Raw genomic sequence first — 24,826 nt, forward strand, 5'->3', positions numbered from 1 at the left:
CTAATTATTTAGCAACATTATTAATTACTTGAAGCAATAACTTTAAGGTATTTTCTTCTTTTCCTTTAGTATTTAATCTTAATTCTGATGATACTTTGTTTCCTTTAATTTTAGACACTCTAAAGCTAACATCTTTTACGTTTTCTTTAGAAATAGCTGCCATTTTTCGCTCATCTCTCCCCAACCATTCTGTTGGCATATTTTTAATCAAAGCATTTACATCAGCATAAATTACGCTCGAATTTCTTTTAATTAATTTACTATACTTTGCCCCTTTATAACTAACCTTACCTGCCTTAATAGTTATAGCTCTTGCTTGTGATGTTGTAATGTATAAAACATCATTTTTAATTACAGCAAACAAATCAAGATGAAGTTTTTCTTTACTTTTTACAAATTGAAAAACATTATTAGCTACACTTATTATTTCGTGCTTTTGCCCTAATTTAAATATTTTATTTAATAGTTCTTTTTTTTCTGAACCTATCATTAAAGTAAAATCAGGCACTAATTCCTTTTTTGTTTTGGTAACTTTTTTACGCTTATAATTTTCATCGTATTTATAAGTTGTGTACGTAACATCTTTTTCAGAAAAATCATTTAATACAAACAAAGCATCACCAGTTACTAATTCTGCAATTGCTTTTTCATCAACAACTAATGATAAAACATCACCAACAACCTCTATTTCTTCCTTAAACTTTGGCACAATACCACCATACATTTTACTTATCATTGCTGGATATTGTACTAATAATTCTTCAGTATTCATAGAAACACTCCAAAAAGCCAACGCTTTATTATGGTTAAAACTATTTATTAAAGTGCTATTCATTTTTTTGTTATAAACCTTTTTAAAAGATTTTGTCATATCATCGCTAATAGCCATGTCTAACACAATACTTGCGTTATTTTTATTAAAAAACAAATTAGCTGTTACTTCTTCTACGCCATAAATGTTTTTATTTTTATGAGGCATAAAATAAGACATTGACGAATGTAAACTTTTACTAAATGAACCAATTAAATCTGCCATTAACATTCCGTAATTACGAACCCAAAGAGTAGCTACAGCATTTTTTTGTTTTCCTTTTTGAAAGCTAGAATTAATCTTAATTGCATTTGAAAAACTATTTTCTAACACAGAAAAAGCGTACTTTTTAGTCCATAATTGTGCAAATCTTTTTCTAACCGAATATATAGATTCTCCTTCTTCTTTTAATTTTTCAAAACGGGTTTTATGCTCTTTAAAATAACCGCGAGATTTATCTCCACTAATAATTAAAAGCACTTCGTCGTTCCATATTCTTAAATCACTATAACCTTCAATATAGCTATAACCACCTTCTTTTTTTATTTTCTTAATATCTCTTTCTTTTAACATAGATTCAAACAAAGCCTTGTCATTTAATTCTACCAAAAAAGTATGATATGAAATACTATCTGTTTTCTTAAAAAAATAGTAAGCATTCGATTTAATATTAAAACCTGCTTTACTTACCGAAGTAATTTTCTCTGTTCTTTTTCTATTAATGTCTTTTAATATCTCTTTCCCTAAAATATTATTATTTACATCCGAAACACTTATTAAATCGAATAAATTATTTGCATTTGCCGTAATAACAACATCTGCATTTTTAGGTATTTTATTTTCTAGTTTCTGAGCTTGTAAAACAACAAATGTGTTTACCAATAATAGTGTAGCAATAATTTTTTTCATAAGTAATTTTAATGGTTTAATTGTATTTTATTTTTAATGGTTTGTTTATTGGTTATGATATCTTGAGCTTTAACTCGCAACATCACTGCTTGTTTATTTTTAGATATTTTTGCAAGTTTATTTTCAGATGATTTTACGGCAGATTTAAAGCGGTAAACACCTGTATATGTAGCTGTTTCAAAAACTTTACGATCTTTCATTTTTGTTTTTTGAAATGCCTTACCAATATTAAAATGGTGACTTCGGATAAATGTTTTATCCATTTTATTGTAAGTAAAATGTTTGTGATTTTTAATTGCTAACGCTTCTTTTTTAGAACTAAAAGCAAGTAAAACAGTGTTTAAAGCATCAACTGTATCAAAATCGCAAGAAACCGTAACGATAAACTCATTAAAATTCAAAGTATTTTTTACATTACATATCCCTTTTGTAGCTTTAATCTTCTTAACTATTTTGTGTAACTCTTGTGTTATTGTTTTTTGAGACGGAACCTTATAACCATTAACACTATCTAACAACATTATAGAAGCCAATTTTGTTTTACTTTTACTTAAATTTATCGTTAACATTGCTGTTCCTGAACCATCTTTATTAAAAGATATTTCTTCAATAAACTCAAAACAACTTGTAAATAACAAAAGAGGAATTGCTAGTAATAATACTTGTTTTTTAAACATTGCTTTTTTTTACAAAAATAACCAAAAAGCAATGTTTCGCAATCCCTATATCTAGCCATAAATAAAATTAATTTATAATTTTAAGTACTGCATAACTGCATTGTTTTTTATTTTTGATACAGCTGTAATACTAACTGTTTCTACACCAGAGCGTTTCATTTTTAAAGAAATTTCAGAATTTCCTTTTGTTTCATCTTTATGAAATGCTATTATTTTTTCTTGTGGAAGATAAGTTGGATTCTCTTTTAACCATTCAGAAAACCAAGTACATCGTAATTGTTTCATTTCTTGACTATATAAGGTTGACGATGACCAAATTTTAGGAGCTTGGGGTAATTTTGCAAAAAACTTATCTGTACCATCCCAAACTAACTCGTAAGCATTTAAATCCTTTTTCCAATCAATCAAAACAATAGTAAATGGTTCAATTTTATCAAAATTAAAATCATTGATACTTTTAACAGCATCATCAACTTTTAATAATTGTTTTACTATTATTCCCCTACTCATTCGATAAGAACTTGCTCGTTTGTGCTTTTTAAAACCACCATTTAGCAAACAAATTAATCGTTTTTTTTCAGACAAACCAATCCAAGTACCACCAGCTAATTCATCCTTCGGATATGTTAATTTTACACCATCTTCATCATACTCTTTAGGTAAAATTGTTTTTCGCTTCGGATCTTCATCTCTATTTGAAGTTAGTAAAAAATTATTACCCTCTAAAGGCAAATAAGTTACCGTGCACATATTGTATTTTATTTTGATAAATGAGACGTAAAAACAACTTAGTAATTACTAAAATAAGTGTTAACTTTGTACCTGAAAACAATCAACAGATTGTTACACAAAGCAAGCAACCTAATCTATGCAAATTAATAGCATTTAGATTTTGTTTTTCGCTTTTTAAAAAGATTTTTTTTAACATACAAACAACATACTAAAATGGCAAGAGGATTTTTTAATGTTCCTAAAGCAGTAAACGAACCTGTAAAAGGGTATGCTCCTGGATCTCCAGAAAGAGAAGAGTTATTAGCAACATACAAAGCAATGTTTAATAGTAATATTGATGTGCCAATGCATATTAATGGTGAAGAAGTAAGAACCGGAAACACCAAAAATATTACTCCGCCACACGATCATAAACATGTAGTTGGGCAATACCACACTGCAGATAAATCGCATGTAGATACTGCAATTGCTACAGCATTAGCAAGAGAGAAGCATGGTCTAGCGTTAGTTGGATGGAAAGAGCTTCTATCTTTTTAAAAGCTGCCGAATTATTAGCAGGTCCTTACCGTGCTAAAATGAATGCTGCAACAATGATTGCACAATCTAAAAATGTACACCAAGCAGAAATTGATGCTGCTTGTGAAATGATTGATTTTTTCCGTTTCAATGTAGAATATATGACGGATATTTTTAAGGATCAACCAGCTTCTGCTCCTGGAATTTGGAACAGAGTTGAGTACAGACCTTTAGAAGGATTTGTGTACGCAATTACACCTTTTAACTTTACATCTATTGCTGCAAATTTACCAGCAGCAGCAGCTTTAATGGGTAATGTTGTTGTTTGGAAACCATCTGATCACCAAGCATACTCTGCACAAGTAATTGTAGATTTATTTAAAGAAGCTGGTTTACCAGACGGTGTAATTAACGTTGTTTATGGTGACCCTGTTATGATTACGGATACAGTTTTAGCTTCTCCAGATTTTTCTGGATTACACTTTACAGGATCTACACATGTTTTCAAAAACTTATGGAAACAAATAGGAGAAAACATTCATACCTATAAAACATACCCAAGAATTGTTGGTGAAACTGGTGGAAAAGATTTTATCTGGGCGCATAACTCAGCAAATCCTTTACAAGTTGCTACTGGAATTACCAGAGGAGCTTTCGAATTTCAAGGACAAAAATGTTCTGCCGCTTCAAGATCTTATATTCCTGCTTCTATTTGGCAAGATGTTAAAGGACACCTTATTGCACAAGCATCAGAATTAAAAATGGGTTCTCCTGAAGATCCAACTAATTTTGTAAATGCTGTAATTCACGAAGGTTCTTTCGATAAAATTGCACAATATATTGATGCTGCAAAAGCAGATGACAATGCTGATGTAATTATTGGTGGTGGTCATGATAAATCAAAAGGATATTTTATCGAACCAACTGTAATTGTAGCAAAAACACCAACCTTTGCAACAATGACAACTGAGTTATTTGGTCCTGTAATGACCATTTACGTTTATGAAGATGCAGAGTGGGAAGCTTCATTAAAATTAGTTGATGAATCTACAGAGTACGCCTTAACAGGAGCAATTTTTTCTACCGATAGATATATTGTAGAGAAAGCCTCTAAAGCTTTAGAAAACGCTGCAGGTAACTTTTATATTAACGACAAGCCAACAGGTGCTGTTGTAGGACAACAACCATTTGGAGGAGCTAGAGCTTCTGGAACAAATGACAAAGCTGGTTCTGCTCAAAACTTATTACGTTGGACCTCTGTTCGCTTAATTAAAGAAACGTTTGTAACACCTACTGATTACAAATATCCTTTCTTAGGATAAGAAATACATATTTAATATGCTTTAAACCTCTTAGAATTCTATTTCTAAGAGGTTTTTTTATCATTTTAATAATTATTTAACTTACAAGTACAAAATTCACTATTTAAGTAACAGTTTATTAAACCTCACTTAATACTACAATAAAAAGAAATAAATACTTTTGATACATCTCTCTTATAAGAGCTAAAAGCCATTAGTAAATATTAGTTTTTGTCGACTATTTTATTAGGCTAACTGTCTTTGGCCAAGACAGTTTTTTATTTAATACCCTATTAACAATAAGTTAACATTAGTGTTAGTTATTTGCACCGACAAAAACTAATAACAACATTCTAATGAACTTTAAAACAACACTTACAATTGTAAGTATGTTTGTGTTATCGTACGCATACGCACAACAACCAAATGCACCAAAATTTGGTAAAGGACTTTTTAATTTAATAGGACAAGACAGTACTTGGTCTATGAATATCGGAGCTCGAATGCAATTTTTAACCATTGCACAATGGGATTCAAATTCTGATGGATTATCAAATCCGTATTCTTCATTTTTTGTAAGAAGAGCCCGTTTAAAATTTAAAGGTTTTGCCTTTTCTACTAAATTAAAATATAAATTAGAGCTAGGATTAAGTAATAGAGACATTGGAGGAGCCTCAGAATTTACCAACAACGCACCTAGGTATATTTTAGATGCAGTTATAAAATGGAATTTCCATGAAAACTTCGAATTATGGGTAGGTCAAACTAAACTCCCTGGAAATAGAGAACGTGTAATTTCATCAGCAAACTTACAAATGGTTGACCGTTCTTTATTAAATAAACGCTTTAATATTGATAGAGATATGGGCTTACAATTAAGACATCATTTTAATATTTCTGATGATTTTATTGTTCGCGAAACACTATCAATCGCACAAGGAGAAGGTAGAAATGTTACTACAGGAAACCTTGGAGGACATCAGTATACTGCTCGTTTAGAGTTTTTACCTTTCGGAAATTTTACTAGTAAAGGAGATTACAAAGGAAGCGATTTAAAAAGAGAAAAAACACCAAAATTAACTATCGGTACTAGTTACGACTTTAACAACAACGCTGTTAAAAACAGAAGTAACCAAGGATCGTATATGAAAAATGATGTAGGTTTTCACAGAACTAATATTTCTACTCTTTTTATTGATACAATGTTTAAATACAAAGGCTTTTCTTTTATGGGCGAATATGCTTATAGAGATGCTAAAGATCCTATTGCTAAAAATTCTGATGGAACTTTAACAGGAGACATCGTTCAAGTAGGTAGCGGTCTAAATTTACAAACAGGATATTTATTTGCCAAAAACTGGGAGGTTTCAGGGCGTTATACCAATGTAAAATTAGATGAGAAAATTACTGGAAAAGGGATTGAAAATCAATATACTTTAGGTTTATCAAAATATATCGTAGGTCATAAATTAAAAATACAAACCGACGTAAGTTATTTAGATTTACCAACAGGCACTAACGAATTAATGTGCCGTTTACAAGTAGATGTTCACTTTTAATAAATAAAAAGATAACGTAAACCTAACATAGGCGACATGTGTTGTCTATAGATTTGCAAAAAATTATAATTAAAAACTAAAAAATGGGAGATCCATATATTTTAATGCTTGTTGCCTTAGCTATTTTAGCTATTGTTGATTTAGTTGTAGGTGTTAGTAACGATGCTGTAAATTTTTTAAACTCAGCTATTGGTTCTAAAGCTATCAAGGTTAGAAATATCATGATAATTGCCAGTGTAGGTGTGTTTTTCGGGGCAATTACCTCTAGTGGTATGATGGAAGTTGCACGTAAAGGTATTTTTAACCCAAACATGTTTATGTTTCAAGACATCATGTTTATATTTATGGCGGTTATGATTACAGATATTTTATTGTTAGATATCTTTAACTCATTAGGAATGCCTACATCAACAACAGTTTCTATTGTTTTCGAATTATTAGGAGCTGCTGTATGTATTTCTTTAATCAAAATATCTTCTAGTGATACACAATCAATTTCAGATATCTGGAACTACATCAACCATAAAAAAGCAATTCAAATTATAAACGGAATACTACTCTCTGTGGTAGTTGCGTTTTCTGTAGGAGCCATTGTTCAATTTATATCAAGATTAATATATTCTTTCAATTTTGAAAAAAGAGCCAATTATATAAACGCTTTATTTGGTGGTTTTGCTATTACAGCAATTACTTACTTTATTATTATTAAAGGAATGAAAGGAACTCCTTTTTATAAAGACATTAAGCATTTAATAGAAGGAAATACTTTATTAATTATTGCAGGAAGTTTTGTTGTTTGGAGCTTTATATCTCAGGCATTAATCAGTTTCTTTAAAATAAATGTTTTAAAGTTGATTATTGGAGTTGGAACTTTTTCTTTAGCAATGGCATTTTCTGGTAACGATTTAGTAAACTTTGTTGGGGTACCAATTGCTGCCTGGAACTCGTACCAAGCTTGGGAAGTTTCTGGAGTATCTGCAGATGCTTTTTCTATGGGTATTTTAGCTAAAAAAGTGCCTTCTAACGTTTGGTTATTATTATTAGCCGGGGCAATTATGGTAGTTACTTTATGGACATCTAGCAAGGCTCAGAATGTAATTAAAACGGGGATTGATTTATCTCGTCAAGGAGAAGGACACGAAAAGTTTAAACCAAATCCGTTATCAAGAATAGTAGTAAGAGCTGCTATGGGAATCAACGCAGGGATTAGCACAGTTGTACCTAAAAAAACACTGGCTTTTGTAGATGCTAAATTTCAAAGACCTGTAATAGAATTACCTAAAGACAAAACATACGAAATGCCTGCTTTCGATTTAGTAAGAGCATCTGTTAATTTAATTGTTGCTGGTATTTTAATATCTATTGCAACCTCAATGAAATTACCTTTATCTACAACTTACGTAACATTTATGGTTGCCATGGGTACTTCTTTAGCTGATAGAGCTTGGGGGCGTGAAAGTGCAGTATATAGAGTTGCTGGGGTAATTAATGTTATTGGTGGATGGTTTTTAACTGCCTTAACTGCCTTTTTAACAGCTGCAGTAGTGGCTTATTTAATTAGCTTTAACATGGTAATGATTCCTATTTTATTATTAGTAGTAGCACTTTTAATTGGTAGAAACACGTTAATTCATAGAAAAAAATCTAAAGAAGAGAAAAAACAAGTTTATATGGAACGTGCTGAACTAATTACTATAAACGGAGTAATTGAAGAAAGTGCAGATCATATTGCTGAAGTTGCAACACGTGTAAACAAATTATACACAAATGTTGTAAATGATTTAGCTAATCATGATTTAAACAAACTACGTAAAACCGATAAACACGTTGGTAAATTAAATGATGAAATTGATGGACTAAAGGACGGGGTTTTCTACTTTATTAAATCTTTAGATGAAACCTCTGTACAGGCTAGTAAATTTTACATTTTAGTATTAGGTTACTTACAAGACGTAGCACAATCTATTAGTTATATATCTAGAGCAAGTTTTAAACACGTAAACAATAATCATAAAAACTTAAAGAAAGGTCAGTTAAAAGATTTAAAACATATTGACAATACACTTTCTAAGTTACTAGATGATATTAGTATAACTTTCGAAAAAAGAAGTTTTGATAATTTAGAACATATTATTAACGAAAAGAAAGAGCTTTTAAAAGATGTTGCTTCTTCTATCGAAAAACAAGTTGCTCGTATTAGAACAGACGAAACAAGTCCTAAAAACACAACTTTATACTTTAGTGTTTTAATTGAAACACAAGATTTAGTTGCGGCTCTTATGAGTTTACTAGAAACTTATGAAGAGTTTCACATAAGTAGTAAAAACGCATAGAGTAATTATATAAAACTAAAAAAACCGAGTGAATGATTCACTCGGTTTTTTTTATGATTTAAAAATTGTTATTTTTTCATCGGTCGCATTAAACCTTCTTGAGCTACTGATGCTACCAACACTCCTTCTCTAGTATAAATATTTCCACAAGCAAAACCTCGTGCACCAAAACTATTCGGACTTTCTATTGAAAACAACATCCAATCGTTAAAATCGAAATCGCGATAAAACCACATCGAATGATCTAAACTAGCCATTTGAGTATTCCCAAAATTAGCAACACTCGCATTCGGATTTAAACAGGCTGTTAAAATATTATAATCAGAAATGTAGGTTAAAATTTGCTGTTTTAATGCTAAATTTAAATCTACCAAATCTCCTTTTAATTTAAACCAAACATCAACAACAGGTGGTAAATCCTTTATTTCAAGCGGATTTGCAATATGAACAGGCTTAAAATCTATTGGACGTTCAATACTTAAAAAAGCTTTTAATTTTTTAGGTAAAAAATCTCCAAATTGCGCTAACATCTCTGTCCAACTAAGTAATTCTTCAGGTTGTTTAATGTCTTTTTTAATTGGCATTTGATGTTCATGTCCTTCTTCTTTTTTATGAAAAGAACATGCCAAAATAAAAATTGTTTTATCATTTTGATGCGCCGTTACACGTCTGGTAGAAAAACTTCCGCCATCTCTAATAACTTGTACATTATAAGTTATAGGCAACTCTAAATTTCCTGCTTCTAAAAAATACGAATGCAACGAGTGCAAAATACGTTTCTCTGAAACGGTTCTATAAGCAGCATTTAACGATTGTGCTAAAACTTGGCCTCCAAACACATTCGGACTTCCAATATCTCTACTAACTCCGTTAAAATTATTGTTCCCTAAATCTTTTAAAGTTAATATATTTAATAATTCTTTGGTGTTTTTCATTGTTATAAATTAGCTTTCGCTATTAATTCTTTATTTTTAAATGGATGATTTTGTTTAAAATCCGAAGGTTGAATTCGTTTTAAAAACAAACTTAAAATACGATTTGTTATTGTTTTTTTGTGACGTAAATAAATGGTTAAATCTTGCGGAACAGCACCTACCGAACTTTTAATTTCACTCGCTGTTCTTCCAAAATTAATCGTTTTTACATCTTGTTTAATTCCTAAAAGAATGTAATCGTACAACATACGTTGGTAAATTGCATATTTTTTATTGCGCACATAATCTAAGCCTACAAAATGAGCATCAAGAGATTTATTATTAAAAATTCCTGATAAAAAACCAACCAACTTATCTTCTAGCCAATAGGCACGTAAAAAATAATTTTCTCCTAAATTATCTTTTAACGATTTATAGGTTTCTAAGTTAAAATCGCCTAAGTTAAAACTCGATTTAGTTGCAACAGTTTTATAAAGAGCCGTCATTTCTGGCAACAAATCTTTAAGCCTATCTGCAGTAACATTTTCTATTTTTAAGGCTGCACTTAACTTTAAAGCTTTTCTTGCTTTTACTCTAAATTTAGTTTTTAAAGCCGCCAAATAATCGTCAAAACTCTTCCAGTCATCATTTAAATGCAACACCATATTAGGCTCTACATTAAACGAATTATAACCTACTTCGTGCAATTCATTCGTAATTGATAATGATTCGTTCTCAAAGTCTTTTAACATGTAAAAATCCACTTTGTTCTGAGGATTTAAGTTTGTATAATCTACAGCTGCTTTTGCTATTTTCTGAATAATTATGTTCTTATTTTGATCGTCTTTAATAAACGTCCCATGTTCTCCACTAACAAAAGTATTACCGCAAGTAAGTATTTTAAATGCTTTTTCTGGTGATAAAATCCTAAGTTTTCTACCGGTACATTTTATCCAATCTACAACAGACTGCATTTCGTTTTGTACGCTATCTAAATAAAAATCTACTATCTGAATTGTTGCAAATGCAACCGCACTGTTATTGTCATCAAACAAAACAATATAGGCGAATTTTATTTTCGGATTATAGTGCTGAAGAGCATCTAAATACTGTGGATGATAATATTTATTTTCTGTACAGTTTAACTGTTGCCAAATAATTTTTGGCACTTTATGAATGTCATCAAAATATTGAACATTTAAAGTATGATTACAAGAAGATAAAAAATTCACAGACCCCTTTCTATTTTGAGTGTAAATTACTAAAAGTTTATTTAACCAAAATTAAAGCACGCCATTATTCCAAACAGGCACTTTTAACAACCTACTAATTTTAATCATATCACTTAAAATATAGGTCTTATCTCCGTGATTTAATAAATTAAATCGCTCTCCTTTTTGGGTAATCAAATTTAACTCATAACAAAAATAACTTCCTGATGATCCGCTACCCGCAGCAAATTTTTGTAAAACTTGCAACGCATATACTTGTTGAAATGAAATTATTTCGCCGCCAATGAGTATTTTTCTTTTTCTGGTATGTATAAATACTTTTGGAGAAAACATAAATAATAAAACTAAACCGATAATTAAAAAAGGACCTCCTGATGTAAAAAATAATTTTCCTCCTTTCATAAAACTAAGTGGAACAGCATTGATTTGATAGTACTCGTAAAAAGAAATTGCCACATAGTTTAAGCCTATTAAAAAAAAGCTCCATGCAAATACTTTGGTAAACGAACTAGATGTTATTTTATAACCTGTAGTCGTTTTTTTTAACACTTCGCTTGCAAAATTACTACTCGTGCTCTCTAACGCACCTTGCGGCACTTGCTGCCCTATTACATCATTGGTAGGATCTTCAAAAACAAAATCGATTTGCTTATTATTGGGCGATGTTTTCTTTTTATTAGAAATATAACTTGTTAACACCATACCGACTCCCATAAATACAAAAACAAGTAACATTCCGCATATTTTATAAAACATAAATTTCTCGCCTCCATAAACTTTTTTATGAATAGGTACCGTAATTTCTAATTTTGTTAATAAGTGTTTTTCTTTAGAAGTTAACTTTGTTAATTGTTTTAAAGAGTCTAAGGTGTGAATATCATTTTTAAGTGTTGTTTGATGCTCATCATACTGTTCATATTTTTTATCGAGCTCTGGTATTAGTACAAAAAATATAACTCCGAAAGGAATTAATAAAAAAAGCCAATAACTTTTGAAGGGTAATTTTTTCATATTCTTTTTATTGCAAATTTCCGTAATTTTTTAACTTTTAACCAAAAAAACACCCTTATTTATTTACAATAAACAAGGGTGTTAATTATATAATTGCTAAAAATTATCCTACAATATTAATAATTTTACCTGGTACAATAATTACTTTTTTAGGCACTCTATCTCCTAATTGAGCTTTTGTTCTTTCTTCTGCCATTACAATTTTTTCAATTTCTTCTTTTGATAAATCTAATGGTAATTCTAACGTAAAACGCATTTTTCCGTTAAATGAAATCGGGTAATTTTTAGAACTTTCCACTAAATGAGAAGCTTCAAACTTAGGGAAATCAATTGTTGAAATTGAGCCTTCATGACCTAACTTACTCCATAATTCTTCAGCAATATGCGGAGCATACGGTGAAATTAATGCTAATAAAGGTTCTAAAATTGCACGTTTATTACATTTTAAAGCAGTTAATTCGTTTACAGCAATCATAAAGGTAGAAACTGAGGTGTTGAATGAAAAATTCTCAATATCTTCTTCTACTTTTTTAATTGTTTTATGTAATGTTTTTAACTCCTCTTTTGTTGGTTCGACATCTGTTACAATAACTCCCTCTTCACCAACATACAATTTCCAAAGTTTCTTTAAGAATGAATATACACCTGAAATACCTGAAGTTTTCCAAGGTTTTGTTTGTTCTAAAGGTCCTAAAAACATTTCGAATAAACGCAATGCATCAGCACCAAATTCTTCACAAATTAAATCTGGATTAACAACATTATGTTTCGATTTCGACATTTTTTCGACTTCACGATAACATGAAAATTTATTTTCTCTTCCAAAAACAAATTCGGCAGTTTTAAACTCGTCTCTCCACTCTTTTAACGCCTCTATATTTACATTTGTATCACCTTCAAGAGCAGTTAAACTAATATGAATTGGTCGGTAAGTTAAACTTCCTTCGTTTTCTTCTGTAAGACCAGCTTCAACTAATTTTTTCTCTAATCTAGAAAATAATTTAGCGTCTTTTTCTGTTATTTGATTTTCTCCTTGAAAATAATCAGCAGAAACATATAAATTATTCGTTTTCCCTTCAAACATTGCTTCATAAACAAACGCTGAAGTTCCTAAAATCATTCCTTGGTTGATTAGTTTTTTCGCAAATTCATCCACTGGTAAAACTCCTTTATCAAACAAGAATTTTTGCCAAAAACGAGCATACAATAAATGCCCTGTCGCGTGTTCAGAACCGCCAATATATAAATCTACTTCTTTCCAATAATCAACTGCTTTTTTACTTACAAATTCGCTTTCGTTGGTAGAATCCATATAACGGTTAAAGTACCAAGAACTTCCTGCCCACCCTGGCATCGTATTTAATTCTAACGGAAAAATATTTTCATTATCAATTAAATCATTACTAACTACCTCAGCAGTTACTGTGTTCCAAGCCCAAACCTCAGCATTTCCTAAAGGTGGTTTTCCGTCTTCTGTAGGTAAATATTTTTCTACCTCTGGTAAAACAATTGGCAAATGTTTTGCGTCAATCATTTGTGGCATTCCGTCTTTATAATATACTGGAAAAGGTTCTCCCCAATAACGTTGACGACTAAATACAGCATCGCGTAAACGATAGTTTATTTTACCAAAACCAAAGCCACGTTGTTCCATTTCGTAAATGGCTAATTTCATCGCTTTTTTATACGATAAACCATTTAAAAAATCAGAATTTGCAATTTTTGTACCTTCTTTATCGGCATGTGCCGCTTCAGAAACATCTACGTTTTCAAAAATATTAGGAATCTCTAATTCAAAATGTTTTGCAAAATCATAATCACGTTGATCCCCACAAGGAACCGCCATAACTGCTCCGGTTCCGTAACTTGCTAACACATAATCTCCAATCCAAATTGGCACTTGTTTTCCCGTAAACGGATGTAAAGCGTACGCTCCAGTAAAAACTCCTGAAATCGTTTTTACATCAGCCATTCTATCTCTTTCAGATCGTTTTGCTGTTGCTTTAACGTAAGCATTTACCGCTTTTTGTTGTGCCTGAGTTGTAATTTTATTTACCAACTCATGTTCTGGAGCTAAGGTCATAAACGAAACTCCGTAAATAGTATCAGGCCTGGTCGTAAAAACGTCTATTTTATAATCGTTTTGCACTACCGTTTCTGTAACCTCAACTGTTGATTTTTCAATCGGTTTTGCAAACTGAATTGTGTTGTTTATTTTAGATACTACACCTAAAACATTTTCTAACACTTCTTCGTTTGTAAAACGAGTTACATTAAATCCTTCACTTGCAAAATAAGCATCTCTTTTTGCTTCATCTTCTTTACCTGAAAACTCCACAATTATATTTTTTGCTAAACACACATAATCTACTAAAAATGTACCAATAGTATATTTTTTTCTAAATTTTGCGGCTCCTTTTTTGTTTTTTAATTCATTCCAAAGCACTTCTTCTGCTTTCGATAAATTAGCACGCATTTCTTTTAGTGCCTCTAATTCTTTGAAAGATAATTTTACTCCGCCTTCCGGTGCTTCTAAAGCATCTACCTTAAAAGTTACCATTGCTCCTTGCGAACGACCAATCCAATTGGTTTGGCTATCTTTTAAAGGCTGAGGCCAATCAATCGTTTCTAAACCATCTAATAAACGTTGCGAATATGCAGAAATTCGCATAGACCATTGGGTCATTTTTTTACGAACTACTGGATGTCCACCACGCTCTGAAACTCCGTTTACAATTTCGTCATTTGCTAAAACGGTTCCTAATTCCGGACACCAATTTACTTCGGTATCTGATAAAAACGTTAAACGATATTGCAATAGTATTTCTTGTTTTTTGGTTGTTGAAAAACTCTTCCATTCATCCGCAGAAAAAACAGTAATATCTTCGTCAGCAACAGCATTTACCGTTGCATTTCCTGCTGTTTCAAAAACAGCAATTAACGTTGAAACATCTTCTGCTTTATCGGTATCTTTATTATACCAAGAGTTAAAAAGTTGCATAAAAATCCACTGTGTCCATTTATAATATTCTGGACTAGAAGTACGAACTTCTCGAGACCAATCAAAAGAAAATCCGATAGTATCTAACTGACGACGGTATGTTTTTATGTTCGCTTCGGTTGTAACCGCAGGATGTTGCCCTGTTTGAATTGCATATTGTTCTGCTGGTAAACCAAAAGAATCATATCCTTGCGGATGTAATACATTAAATCCTTTATGACGCTTGTAACGTGCATAAATATCAGACGCAATATAACCTAATGGATGCCCAACGTGCAACCCTGCTCCTGATGGATAAGGGAACATATCTAACACATAATATTTAGGCTTCTCCGATTCATTACTGGCTTTAAATGTTTGGTTATCTGCCCAAAATTGTTGCCATTTCTTTTCTATCTCTTGATGATTATATTGCATTTTGTCTCTTTTTAAGAAGTTGCAAATTTACGGTTATTTTAAATACTTTTTTTGTTTCTTTTTCTAATAAAAAACGGCTTTAAAAATCGTGTGATTTTTAAAGCCATTTTTACCATTAATAATATATAAACTACCCTTTAACAGGTATCGAAACAATTACTTTTTCCCAACCTAAATACATGTTAAAAACGACTTCCTCTCCTTCAAAGACAATAGAAAATATTTCTGCCTTTTTCGCTGCTTTAGAAACTGCTGCTTTTACACGAACAACATCTTCAGATTCGTTATAAAGATAAGCTCCCCACACATTTTTAGCGGTACTTAAAATTACCGTCCATTCTTTATCTCCAGGAATTGTAAATAACGTATATGTTCCTGCCTTTACATCTTTTCCTCCAAAATTTACATCTTTATAAAAAGTAATTTCTGCAGCTTCATTAGCTCCTGTTCTCCAAACTTTATCATTTGGCGCTAATTTTGAAAGACTTCTTCCTTTTAACTGAGGACGACTATATACAACCTTTACTTTTTTATCTGAAATTCTGTGACTACTTGGGTAAGTTGCTGCATCCATTGGACTTTTATCTAACCCTGGAAATTTTTGTGCAATTGCTTCGTTAGAAAACATTACAGCTACAACTAAAATTACGAATGTTAAAATTCTTTTTTTCATCTTTAAAAGTTTAATCTTTAGTTTTTCAAAGTTACATAACCATACTTTAATTTATATTAAAGTTATGTGAAAACTATCGGGATTATGTTTTAAGATTTTTTATTTTAATTTATTCTAAATAATAATTATATTTGCAACAAATTTATACAGAAAACATGATTGTATTTTATACAGCAAATAAAAAAGCTAGTCCGATTGTTTTAATACAACAAGAAACTTCGTGCTCATCAATTTGTTCTTCAAACTGTATAAAACCAAAAAATAAATGCTGTAATAAGTACCAAAAAAAAGGCATCAACTGTAAGCGATGCCCTTTAACTTTTGATATTAAATTAGCTTCTTAATTACACTACTTTCAATAAAAAATAGCTCTTTTTTCCGCGTTGTAATAACACATATTTGTTAGCTATTAAATCTTTTTCAGTAACAACAAAATCTTCTTTTACCTTTTCTTTATTTACCGAAACAGCATTTTCTTTTAATGCACGTTTTGCATCTCCATTAGATTTTAAAAAGTTCGTTTTACCAGATAATGCATCAATCATAGACAAACCACTTGCAACAGCTTCTTTTGTAACTTCCGCTTGCGGTACACCATCAAAAACATCTAAAAATGTTTGCTCATCTAAACTCTTTAAATCATCTGAAGTAGATTTTCCGAATAAGATATTAGAGGCTGCAATTGCTTTTTCTAACGCTACTTTAGAGTGTACAAATGTAGTAACTTCTTCTGCTAATTTTCTTTGCAATGCTCTTTGATGCGGTGCTTCTTTATGGGTTTCTATTAATGTATTAATTTCTTCTTCGTTTAAGAACGTAAAAATCTTAATATACTTTTCAGCATCTTCATCTGAAGTATTTAACCAAAATTGGTAAAATTTATATACAGATGTTTTATCTGCATCTAACCACACATTTCCTCCTTCTGATTTTCCGAATTTAGAGCCATCAGCTTTTGTAATTAACGGACAGGTCATTGCATACGCTTTTGCCTCTTCACCAACATTCATTCTACGAACCAATTCGGTACCGGTCGTTATATTTCCCCACTGATCAGAGCCACCCATTTGTAGTAAACAATTATGGTTTTTGTACAAATGATAAAAATCGTATCCCTGAATTAATTGGTACGTAAACTCTGTAAAACTCATTCCGCTATTAGAATCTCCCGAAATACGTTTTTTTACAGAATCTTTAGCCATCATGTAATTAACCGTGATACGCTTACCTACATCTCTCGCAAATTCAATGAACGAAAAATCTTTCATCCAATCGTAATTATTAACCAATAAAGGAGCATTTGTTTTATCGCTATCAAAATTTAAAAATCGAGCTAAAGTTCGTTGAATACCAGCTACATTTTTAGCTAACGCCTCTTCGTTTAACAAATTACGCTCGTCTGATTTTCCTGACGGATCACCAATCATTCCCGTAGCACCACCAACCAAAGCAACAGGTTTATGCCCCGCTTTTTCAAGATGTACAAGTAGTATAATTGGCACTAAACTTCCAATATGTAACGAATCAGAGGTTGGATCAAATCCTATATATGCTGCCGTCATTTCTTTTTGCAATTGCTCTTCTGTTCCTGGCATCATGTCGTGAATCATTCCACGCCAACGTAATTCTTCTACTAAATTTTTGGTCATTTTTATCAGTTTTAAAGCAACAAAGATACATTTATCGTTCAAAAAATTCTATTTTCGTACTATGATTTTAGTTACAGGCGGAACAGGTTTAGTAGGCTCACATTTATTATATCATTTAACTCAAAAAAATGATGTAATTAAAGCTATTTATAGAACTGATGAGAAAAAAGAACACGTAAAAAAAATATTTTCTTTTTATACAGATGATGTTACGCTACCTTTTTCTAAAATAAAATGGGTACAAGCAGATATTACTGATGTACCTTCTTTAGAACCTGTTTTTAAAAATATAACAGAAGTTTATCATTGCGCTGCTTTGGTTTCTTTTAATCCGAAGGATTATCGAAAAATGCGTCAAGTAAATATTGACGGAACTGCTAATATGATTAATCTTTCTATTGACAATCATATTAAAAAATTCTGTTTTGTAAGTTCTATTGCTGCCGTTGGTAACGCTATTAACGGAAAGCCTATTGATGAAAAAAATGAATGGGCTGACAGTGATAACAACAACGAATATTCTATTACAAAATATGGTGCCGAAATGGAGGTTTGGAGAGGAAGTCAAGAAGGATTAGAAGTTGTAATTGTAAATCCAGGAGTTATTTTAGGTAGTGGTTTTTGGACTGAAGGTTCTGGAAAATTATTTACTCAAATAAACAACGGATTTAAATTTTACACTGAAGGAATTACCGGATTTGTTGACGTAAAAGATGTAGTGAAATCAATGATTTTACTGATGAACTCTAATATTAAAAACGAACGTTTTATTTTGGTTGCCGAAAATAAATCATTTAAAGATATTTTAGTTGCTATCGCAAATGGTTTAGATAAAAAGAAACCTTCAATTAAAATTGGAAAAACAGCAACTGCTGTATTTTGGAGAATAGATTGGCTACTTACCTTTTTAACAAAAAAAGAACCTTTGCTAACTAAAAATTCAGCAAAGGCTTCTCATAATAAATCTTATTACTCATCAAAAAAAATAACGAAAAAGTTAAATTTTAAATTTAACTCGATAAATAAAACAATTAATCGAGTTTGCGAGAATTTTTTTTCTTAATAGATTTTTTAGACTTTAATAATTTCTCGTTTTTTTCTAATAGTTTTAAAGGTGTTTTTTTACCCTTACTTTTTTTCATTTTGGTTATTGAATCTTTAATTGATTGCTTTTTTTTATAAAAAACCTCTAAAGAATCTATATTTAACTTTATTTCTTTTAGCATTTCTGTATAATCTTCTGCTATAGAAGTATAATACATATTGCTTTCATTAAAACGCGTACTATCTATTTTATATTTTTTATACACTAAAAAAACATAGTTCTTTTCTTTTTTTAAAAACTTATTTTTAAAACTTTTAGCAGATGATGCTATATACATATCTGTTAGTAATGCAACCATTGAATCTTTTGGAATAAGATTTTTTGGCTTTTTATAAATCGTATTACTTGTTGTACATGAAGTACAAATTATAAAAACAAGTATATAACAAACCTTTTTCATCTAGTTTTTAAATTCTAATCGTTTTCCTTTTATTTCTTCATCAAAAACACCATTTGCAAACATCAAATTTCCGTTTACAAAAGTATGTGTGATTTTACTTGAAAATTCAACACCTTCAAAAGGAGACCATCCACATTTGTATAATATATTTTCTTTAGCTACTGTCCAATTTTTGTTTGTATCAACCAAAACTATATCGGCAAAATAACCTTCTTTAATAAAACCTCGTTTTTCTACTCGAAATAATTTTGCAGGATTATGACACATTTTTTCAACCGCTTTTTCAATTGGTAAAACGCCTTCTTTTACTTTTTCTAAAATCGCAGTTACAGCATGTTGTACTAAAGGACCACCACTTGGCGCTTTTGTATACACATTGTCTTTTTCTTCCAAAGTATGTGGCGCATGATCGGTTGCAATCACATCAATTCTATCATCTAGTAAAGCCTCCCATAATCCGTCTTTGTCTTTTTGTGATTTTACTGCCGGATTCCATTTAATATGCGTTCCTTTTGTATCGTAATCTTTATCTGTAAACCATAAATGATGCACACAAACCTCAGCGGTAATTTTCTTTTCTTCTAACGGAATGTCATTTCTAAATAAAGCCGTTTCTTTTGCTGTTGATAAATGAAAAACATGTAAACGTGCTCCCGTTTTCTTAGCTAATTCAATTGCTTTTGATGATGATAAATAGCAAGCTTCTTCACTTCTAATGATTGGATGATATTTTAACGGAATATCATCGCCATATTTAGCTGTGTATTCTTCGGTATTTTTTCTAATCGTTGCTTCATCTTCGCAGTGTACTGAGATTAGCATATCGGTTGATGAAAATATCTTTTCTAAAACCTCTTCATTATCAACCAACATATTTCCTGTTGAAGATCCTAAAAAAAGTTTAATTCCCGCAACGTTTTTAGGGTTTGTTTTTAATAACTCTTCTAAATTATCGTTTGTACCACCAAACATAAAAGAATAATTTGCATACGATGTTTTAGCAGCGGTTTTAAATTTATCTTCTAACAATTCTTGAGTGGTTGCCTGCGGATTTGTGTTAGGCATTTCAATAAACGATGTAATTCCACCAGCAATGGCCGCTTTACTTTCGGTAGCTATATTTGCTTTGTGCGTTAATCCTGGTTCACGAAAATGCACTTGATCGTCAATCATCCCAGGAATTAAATATTTTCCTTCGGCATCAACTACTTCTACACCTGAAACTGCATCAATTTTAGTCGAAACTTCTTTAATATAATTTCCTTCAATTAAAACATCGCTTTTAAAAACGTTGTTTTCGTTAACAATTGTTGCGTTTTTTATTAAATATGATTTCATAATTATTTTGGTAACCCTTTTAATTTCATTTTTATAACTCCGAATATTGCTTCTTTAATAATACCCGAACTTAATTTAGACTCTCCTAAAACTCTATCAGTAAATATAACTGAAACTTCTTTTATTTTAAATTTATGTTTCCATGCTTTAAATTTCATTTCTATTTGAAAAGCATATCCAATAAATTTAATCTTATCTAATTTTATCGTTTCTAACACTTTTCTTTTGTAGCAAACAAAACCTGCAGTGGTATCGTGAATTGGCACTCTTGTAATTAAACGCACATATTTTGATGCAAAATAAGATAGTAAAACTCTGCTCATGGGCCAATTAACCACATTTACACCAACTGAATAACGCGAACCTACCGAAACATCGGCACCTTCAAAAGCGCATGCATTGTAAAGTTTAATTAAATCGTTGGGGTTATGAGAAAAATCAGCATCCATTTCAATAATAAAATCGTAACCTTTGTTAATTGCCCATTTAAAGCCATGAATATAAGCAGATCCTAATCCGTTTTTACCCTTTCTTTTTTCTAAATAAAGTTGTTTGGGATATTTTTCTTGTAACTTTTCTACAATATTAGCGGTTCCGTCAGGAGAATTATCATCAACAACCAAAATATCAAACTCTTTTTCTTGACAAAAAGTTGCTTTTATTATCGCCTCTATGTTTTCTTTTTCGTTATACGTAGGAATTATAACTAAAGCGTTTGATTTCATGTAATTTTCATCTAAATCTAAGCAAATATACACTAAATAATCACTAATTTTGTGTTAAATAAAAGCATAAAACAAATACACTTGCAAGCAATTGAACGTATTATAAATAATGATAACTGGATTACTTTGGTAATCATATTTGCTTTTGTTTTATTGGCAGTAATGAAATTATTAAAACCTACTAAATTATTAGGTTATACTATTGCCTTTTTTACGCCAGGTTTTTTAAATAAACGAGTAGAAGATAATCCGCCTTTTTATGCGCCTTTTACATTGTTTTTATTCTTTTTTTCAACCATAATTGTTTCTTTATTTTTATTTTTAGTTGTTATTCCTAACACTTACGAACATAGTTGGCTTAACTACCTAATTTTATTTAGTTTTACTACTATCTACTTTATTTCTCGTTTTTTTTTAGATGCTTTTTTAGCAAATGTATTAGGACTAACTTCTGTAACTAAATATTTTTTATTCACAAAATCTAGCTACCTAAAAACACTCTGTTTATGGTTATTTCCTGCAATAATTATATATCAATATACATTTACAAGTAAGCTTTTTTTACTCATCATATTTCTTATCTTATTTGTTTTCAGAGCTTTTTTAATTTTAAAGAACAACAAAAAAATAGTTATACGTAAGTTGTTTTATTTTATTTTGTACTTTTGCACCCTCGAAATAGCACCGCTATTAATTGTTTATAAAATAACAACGACAACATAAAGAGGAAAATAATATGAAAGTGAAAACTATTTTAGTCTCTCAACCTGCACCTAAGACGGAAACTTCTCCTTATTTTGATTTAGCTGAAAAACAAAAAGTGAAAATTGATTTCCGCTCGTTTATTCATGTTGAAGGTATTGACGGAAAAGAAGTTAGGGCTCAGAAAGTTGACTTAAACAACTATACTGCAATTATTTTAACCAGTAGAAATGCTGTAGATCATTTTTTTAGAATTGCTGAAGAAATGCGCTTCACAGTACCTGATAGCATGAAGTATTTTTGCCAATCAGAAGCTGTAGCTTATTATTTACAAAAATATGTAGTTTATAGAAAACGTAAAATTTATGTTGGTAGCAGAACTTTCCCTGAACTAACTAAACTAATAAAAAAACATAAAGACGAGAAGTTTTTACTTCCTTCTTCTGACAAATTAAAACCTTTAATTCCTGCTGAATTAGATAAATTAGGTGTTGATTGGAAACGTGCAGATTTATATAAAACTGTAGTAAGTGACTTATCGGATTTAGAAAATGTTTTTTACGATATTTTAGTGTTTTTTAGCCCATCAGGAATTGATAGTTTATTTAAAAACTTTCCGAATTTTAAACAAAACGATACCAGAATTGCTGTTTTTGGAAACTCAACAATTAAAGCTGTTGAAGATAGAGGTTTACGTGTGGATATTGCTGCACCAACACCTGAAACACCATCAATGACAATGGCTTTAGATAAATTTATTAAAGACATTAACAAAAAGTAACAATTACTTTTTTACAATTATAAAAACCATCAAAGAAAGTATTCTTTGATGGTTTTCTTTTTTACATCCGTAAGTCTAAAATAAGTTTTACGTCAAAATTGAAAAATTAAATTCAATGATTTTACTACTTCTTTTTATTGCGGCTTGTTTTTTAGCATATAGTAATGGCGCAAATGACAACTTTAAAGGTGTTGCTACCTTATTTGGCTCTGGTACTACCGATTATAAAAAAGCCATAAATTGGGCAACAATCACCACTTTTTCAGGCTCTGTAGCTGCTATTTTTTTAGCAGAAGAATTAGTTAAAAATTTTTCAGGAAAAGGGCTTGTACCAAATGAATTAATACAAATGCCCATCTTTGCCATTGCAATTGCTTTAGGTGCTGCAATTACTGTTTTTTCTGCAACTAAAGTTGGTATGCCAATTTCTACCACTCATAGTTTAGTTGGTGGTTTATTTGGTGCTGGAGTTATGGCAGTAGGTACCGAATTTAATTTTACTAAACTCGGTAATACTTTTTTAATACCTTTAATTGTTAGTCCACTTATGGCTGCATTTTTAAGCTTAATTACTTATTTATTTTTTAAATTTTTACGAAAACAAATACCGTCTTTAAACAAAGAACAACCAACTTTACTATACATAAGTTCTCATAAAATTTTAGACTCTTTACATTATATAAGTTCAGGTATTGTAAGTTTTGCTAGAGGATTAAACGATACTCCCAAAATTGTAGGCTTGTTAATAATTATTAATACAATCAACATTAAATGGAGCATGATTTCTGTTGCAGTAATTATGGCTTTAGGCGGACTGATAAACGCAAAGAAGGTAGGAGAAACTATGAGTAAAAAAATTACAAAAATGAACTCAGGTCAAGGTTTTACGGCCAATATAATTACTGGTTTATTAGTAACTACGGCAAGTATTCATGGTTTACCAGTTTCTACAACGCATGTTTCTGTCGGTTCGCTTTTTGGAATAGGAACCGTTACAAAAAAAGCAGATTATAAAGTAATTAGTAAAATTATTTTATCTTGGATACTTACCTTGCCAATAGCTGCTTTTATAAGTGCTTTTGTTTTTAAATCATTAGAATTCATAGCCTAAAATTAGTACATTTATTTCCAATTTTCACAACAATATAATTCCAATGAATAAATACATCGACATTATAAAAAATTCTTATGCTGATTATTGGAATTACCTAAAACAATCTGTTTTCATGGAATTGAATTGGGAAAACTATTTTTATGGATTAATTATAATCTCCATAATTGTTTGGCTATTAGAAATCGTATTTCCTTGGCGTAAGAATCAAGCTATTTTTAGAAAAGATTTTTGGCTAGATGCTTTTTATATGTTTTTTAATTTCTTTTTATTAAATCTAATTGTATTAATCGCTTTATCTAATTTTGCTGCTCAAATTTTTAATGATTTTCTAGGCGTTTTTAACCTTTCAATTGCTAACTTTCAATTTTTTGATATTAATCAATTTCCGTTTTGGGTTCGAATTTTTGTATTTTTTATTGTTATTGATTTTGTGCAATGGTTTACACATACATTATTACACAAATATGAGTTTTTATGGAATTTTCATAAAGTACATCATTCTGTAAAAGAAATGGGATTTGCAGCACATTTACGTTACCATTGGATGGAACCTGTATTTTACAACTCGATGAAATACATTCCTTTGGCTATTATGGGTGGATTTAAAGCGCAAGACATTGCTTTTGTTCATTTTTTTAATATCATAATCGGGCATATAAATCACGCAAACATCAACCTAGATTATGGTGTTTTTAAGTATGTTTTAAATAACCCAAAAATGCATATTTGGCATCATGCAAAAGAACTTCCTTCAAAAAGAAAACAAGGTGTTAATTTTGGAATTACCTTAAGTATTTGGGATTATATTTTTAAAACAAATTACATTCCGCATAACGGAAGAGATATTGAATTAGGTTTTGAAAACGACGAACTATTTCCTGCTGATTTTTTACAACAAGAAATATATCCGCTAGGAAAAAAATAAA

Annotated in this window: 19 protein-coding genes and 1 pseudogene; 8 read left to right on the forward strand and 12 right to left on the reverse strand. The window is 30.5% G+C overall.

Going from position 1 to position 24,826, the window contains the following annotated elements:
* Positions 1–4 precede the first annotated feature (4 nt).
* The 3 genes from ACN5J5_RS04475 to ACN5J5_RS04485 all read right to left on the reverse strand — a co-directional run bounded on the left by ACN5J5_RS04475 (position 5) and on the right by ACN5J5_RS04485 (position 3,147).
* Positions 5–1,720, reverse strand: coding sequence for a hypothetical protein (locus ACN5J5_RS04475; RefSeq protein WP_418646110.1), 1,716 nt, complete (start codon positions 1,718–1,720; stop codon positions 5–7).
* An 8-nt stretch (positions 1,721–1,728) separates the two neighbouring features.
* Positions 1,729–2,397 (reverse strand): hypothetical protein, encoded by a 669-nt coding sequence (locus ACN5J5_RS04480; protein WP_418646111.1) that lies wholly within the window; start codon positions 2,395–2,397, stop codon positions 1,729–1,731.
* 72 nt (positions 2,398–2,469) lie between these two features.
* A complete protein-coding gene (locus ACN5J5_RS04485) occupies positions 2,470–3,147 on the reverse strand; it encodes an NRDE family protein (protein WP_418646112.1) in 678 nt (225 codons plus the stop codon).
* 195 nt (positions 3,148–3,342) lie between these two features.
* Between ACN5J5_RS04485 and pruA the strand changes: the two are divergent.
* From pruA to ACN5J5_RS04500, 3 genes and pseudogenes are all read left to right on the forward strand, one after another.
* Positions 3,343–4,967, forward strand: a pseudogene (pruA, locus tag ACN5J5_RS04490) (L-glutamate gamma-semialdehyde dehydrogenase).
* Between the two features lie 335 nt (positions 4,968–5,302).
* Entirely contained in the window at positions 5,303–6,505 is a 1,203-nt protein-coding gene (locus ACN5J5_RS04495) for a porin (protein ID WP_418646113.1), read from the forward strand.
* 83 nt (positions 6,506–6,588) lie between these two features.
* Positions 6,589–8,838 carry an inorganic phosphate transporter gene (locus ACN5J5_RS04500; RefSeq protein ID WP_418646114.1) on the forward strand — a complete coding sequence of 750 codons (2,250 nt, stop codon included), beginning with the start codon at positions 6,589–6,591 and terminating at the stop codon, positions 8,836–8,838.
* Positions 8,839–8,906: 68 nt separating this feature from the next.
* Here ACN5J5_RS04500 and ACN5J5_RS04505 read toward each other — a convergent pair whose 3' ends face one another.
* The 6 genes from ACN5J5_RS04505 to tyrS form a co-directional block, all read right to left on the reverse strand.
* Complete coding sequence (locus ACN5J5_RS04505; RefSeq protein ID WP_418646115.1) at positions 8,907–9,773, reverse strand: acyl-CoA thioesterase; 867 nt, start codon at positions 9,771–9,773, stop codon at positions 8,907–8,909.
* Positions 9,774–9,775: 2 nt separating this feature from the next.
* Positions 9,776–10,984, reverse strand: coding sequence for a GNAT family N-acetyltransferase (locus tag ACN5J5_RS04510; RefSeq protein WP_418646116.1), 1,209 nt, complete (start codon positions 10,982–10,984; stop codon positions 9,776–9,778).
* A 51-nt stretch (positions 10,985–11,035) separates the two neighbouring features.
* Positions 11,036–11,995, reverse strand: coding sequence for a hypothetical protein (locus ACN5J5_RS04515; protein WP_418646117.1), 960 nt, complete (start codon positions 11,993–11,995; stop codon positions 11,036–11,038).
* A gap of 103 nt (positions 11,996–12,098) precedes the next feature.
* Entirely contained in the window at positions 12,099–15,413 is a 3,315-nt protein-coding gene (locus tag ACN5J5_RS04520) for a leucine--tRNA ligase (RefSeq protein ID WP_418646118.1), read from the reverse strand.
* Positions 15,414–15,543: 130 nt separating this feature from the next.
* Positions 15,544–16,086, reverse strand: a complete 543-nt coding sequence (locus ACN5J5_RS04525) for a DUF2911 domain-containing protein (RefSeq protein ID WP_418646119.1) — start codon at positions 16,084–16,086, stop codon at positions 15,544–15,546.
* Positions 16,087–16,430: 344 nt separating this feature from the next.
* Positions 16,431–17,735 (reverse strand): tyrosine--tRNA ligase, encoded by a 1,305-nt coding sequence (gene tyrS, locus ACN5J5_RS04530; RefSeq protein WP_418646120.1) that lies wholly within the window; start codon positions 17,733–17,735, stop codon positions 16,431–16,433.
* 61 nt (positions 17,736–17,796) lie between these two features.
* Here tyrS and ACN5J5_RS04535 point away from each other — a divergent pair, with 61 nt between their 5' ends.
* Positions 17,797–18,798 (forward strand): NAD-dependent epimerase/dehydratase family protein, encoded by a 1,002-nt coding sequence (locus ACN5J5_RS04535; RefSeq protein WP_418646121.1) that lies wholly within the window; start codon positions 17,797–17,799, stop codon positions 18,796–18,798.
* Here ACN5J5_RS04535 and ACN5J5_RS04540 read toward each other — a convergent pair.
* From ACN5J5_RS04540 to ACN5J5_RS04550, 3 genes are read right to left on the reverse strand one after another with little or no spacing between them, the layout of a single operon-like run.
* Complete coding sequence (locus ACN5J5_RS04540) at positions 18,767–19,240, reverse strand: DUF4296 domain-containing protein (RefSeq protein ID WP_418646122.1); 474 nt, start codon at positions 19,238–19,240, stop codon at positions 18,767–18,769. The genes ACN5J5_RS04535 and ACN5J5_RS04540 overlap by 32 nt on opposite strands.
* Positions 19,241–20,578 carry a dihydroorotase gene (locus ACN5J5_RS04545; protein ID WP_418646123.1) on the reverse strand — a complete coding sequence of 446 codons (1,338 nt, stop codon included), beginning with the start codon at positions 20,576–20,578 and terminating at the stop codon, positions 19,241–19,243.
* Between the two features lie 2 nt (positions 20,579–20,580).
* Positions 20,581–21,303, reverse strand: a complete 723-nt coding sequence (locus ACN5J5_RS04550) for a polyprenol monophosphomannose synthase (protein WP_418646124.1) — start codon at positions 21,301–21,303, stop codon at positions 20,581–20,583.
* Between the two features lie 81 nt (positions 21,304–21,384).
* Here ACN5J5_RS04550 and ACN5J5_RS04555 point away from each other — a divergent pair, with 81 nt between their 5' ends.
* The 4 genes from ACN5J5_RS04555 (at position 21,385) to ACN5J5_RS04570 (ending at position 24,825) form a co-directional block, all read left to right on the forward strand.
* Complete coding sequence (locus ACN5J5_RS04555) at positions 21,385–22,026, forward strand: DUF4271 domain-containing protein (protein WP_418646125.1); 642 nt, start codon at positions 21,385–21,387, stop codon at positions 22,024–22,026.
* 13 nt (positions 22,027–22,039) lie between these two features.
* A complete protein-coding gene (locus ACN5J5_RS04560) occupies positions 22,040–22,786 on the forward strand; it encodes a uroporphyrinogen-III synthase (protein ID WP_418646126.1) in 747 nt (248 codons plus the stop codon).
* A gap of 115 nt (positions 22,787–22,901) precedes the next feature.
* A complete protein-coding gene (locus ACN5J5_RS04565; RefSeq protein WP_418646127.1) occupies positions 22,902–23,897 on the forward strand; it encodes an inorganic phosphate transporter in 996 nt (331 codons plus the stop codon).
* 43 nt (positions 23,898–23,940) lie between these two features.
* Positions 23,941–24,825, forward strand: a complete 885-nt coding sequence (locus tag ACN5J5_RS04570) for a sterol desaturase family protein (protein ID WP_418646128.1) — start codon at positions 23,941–23,943, stop codon at positions 24,823–24,825.
* Position 24,826: the final 1 nt, after the last annotated feature.

It is taken from the genome of Tenacibaculum insulae (assembly GCF_964512435.1).
In the GTDB taxonomy this organism is placed as follows: domain Bacteria; phylum Bacteroidota; class Bacteroidia; order Flavobacteriales; family Flavobacteriaceae; genus Polaribacter; species Polaribacter insulae_A.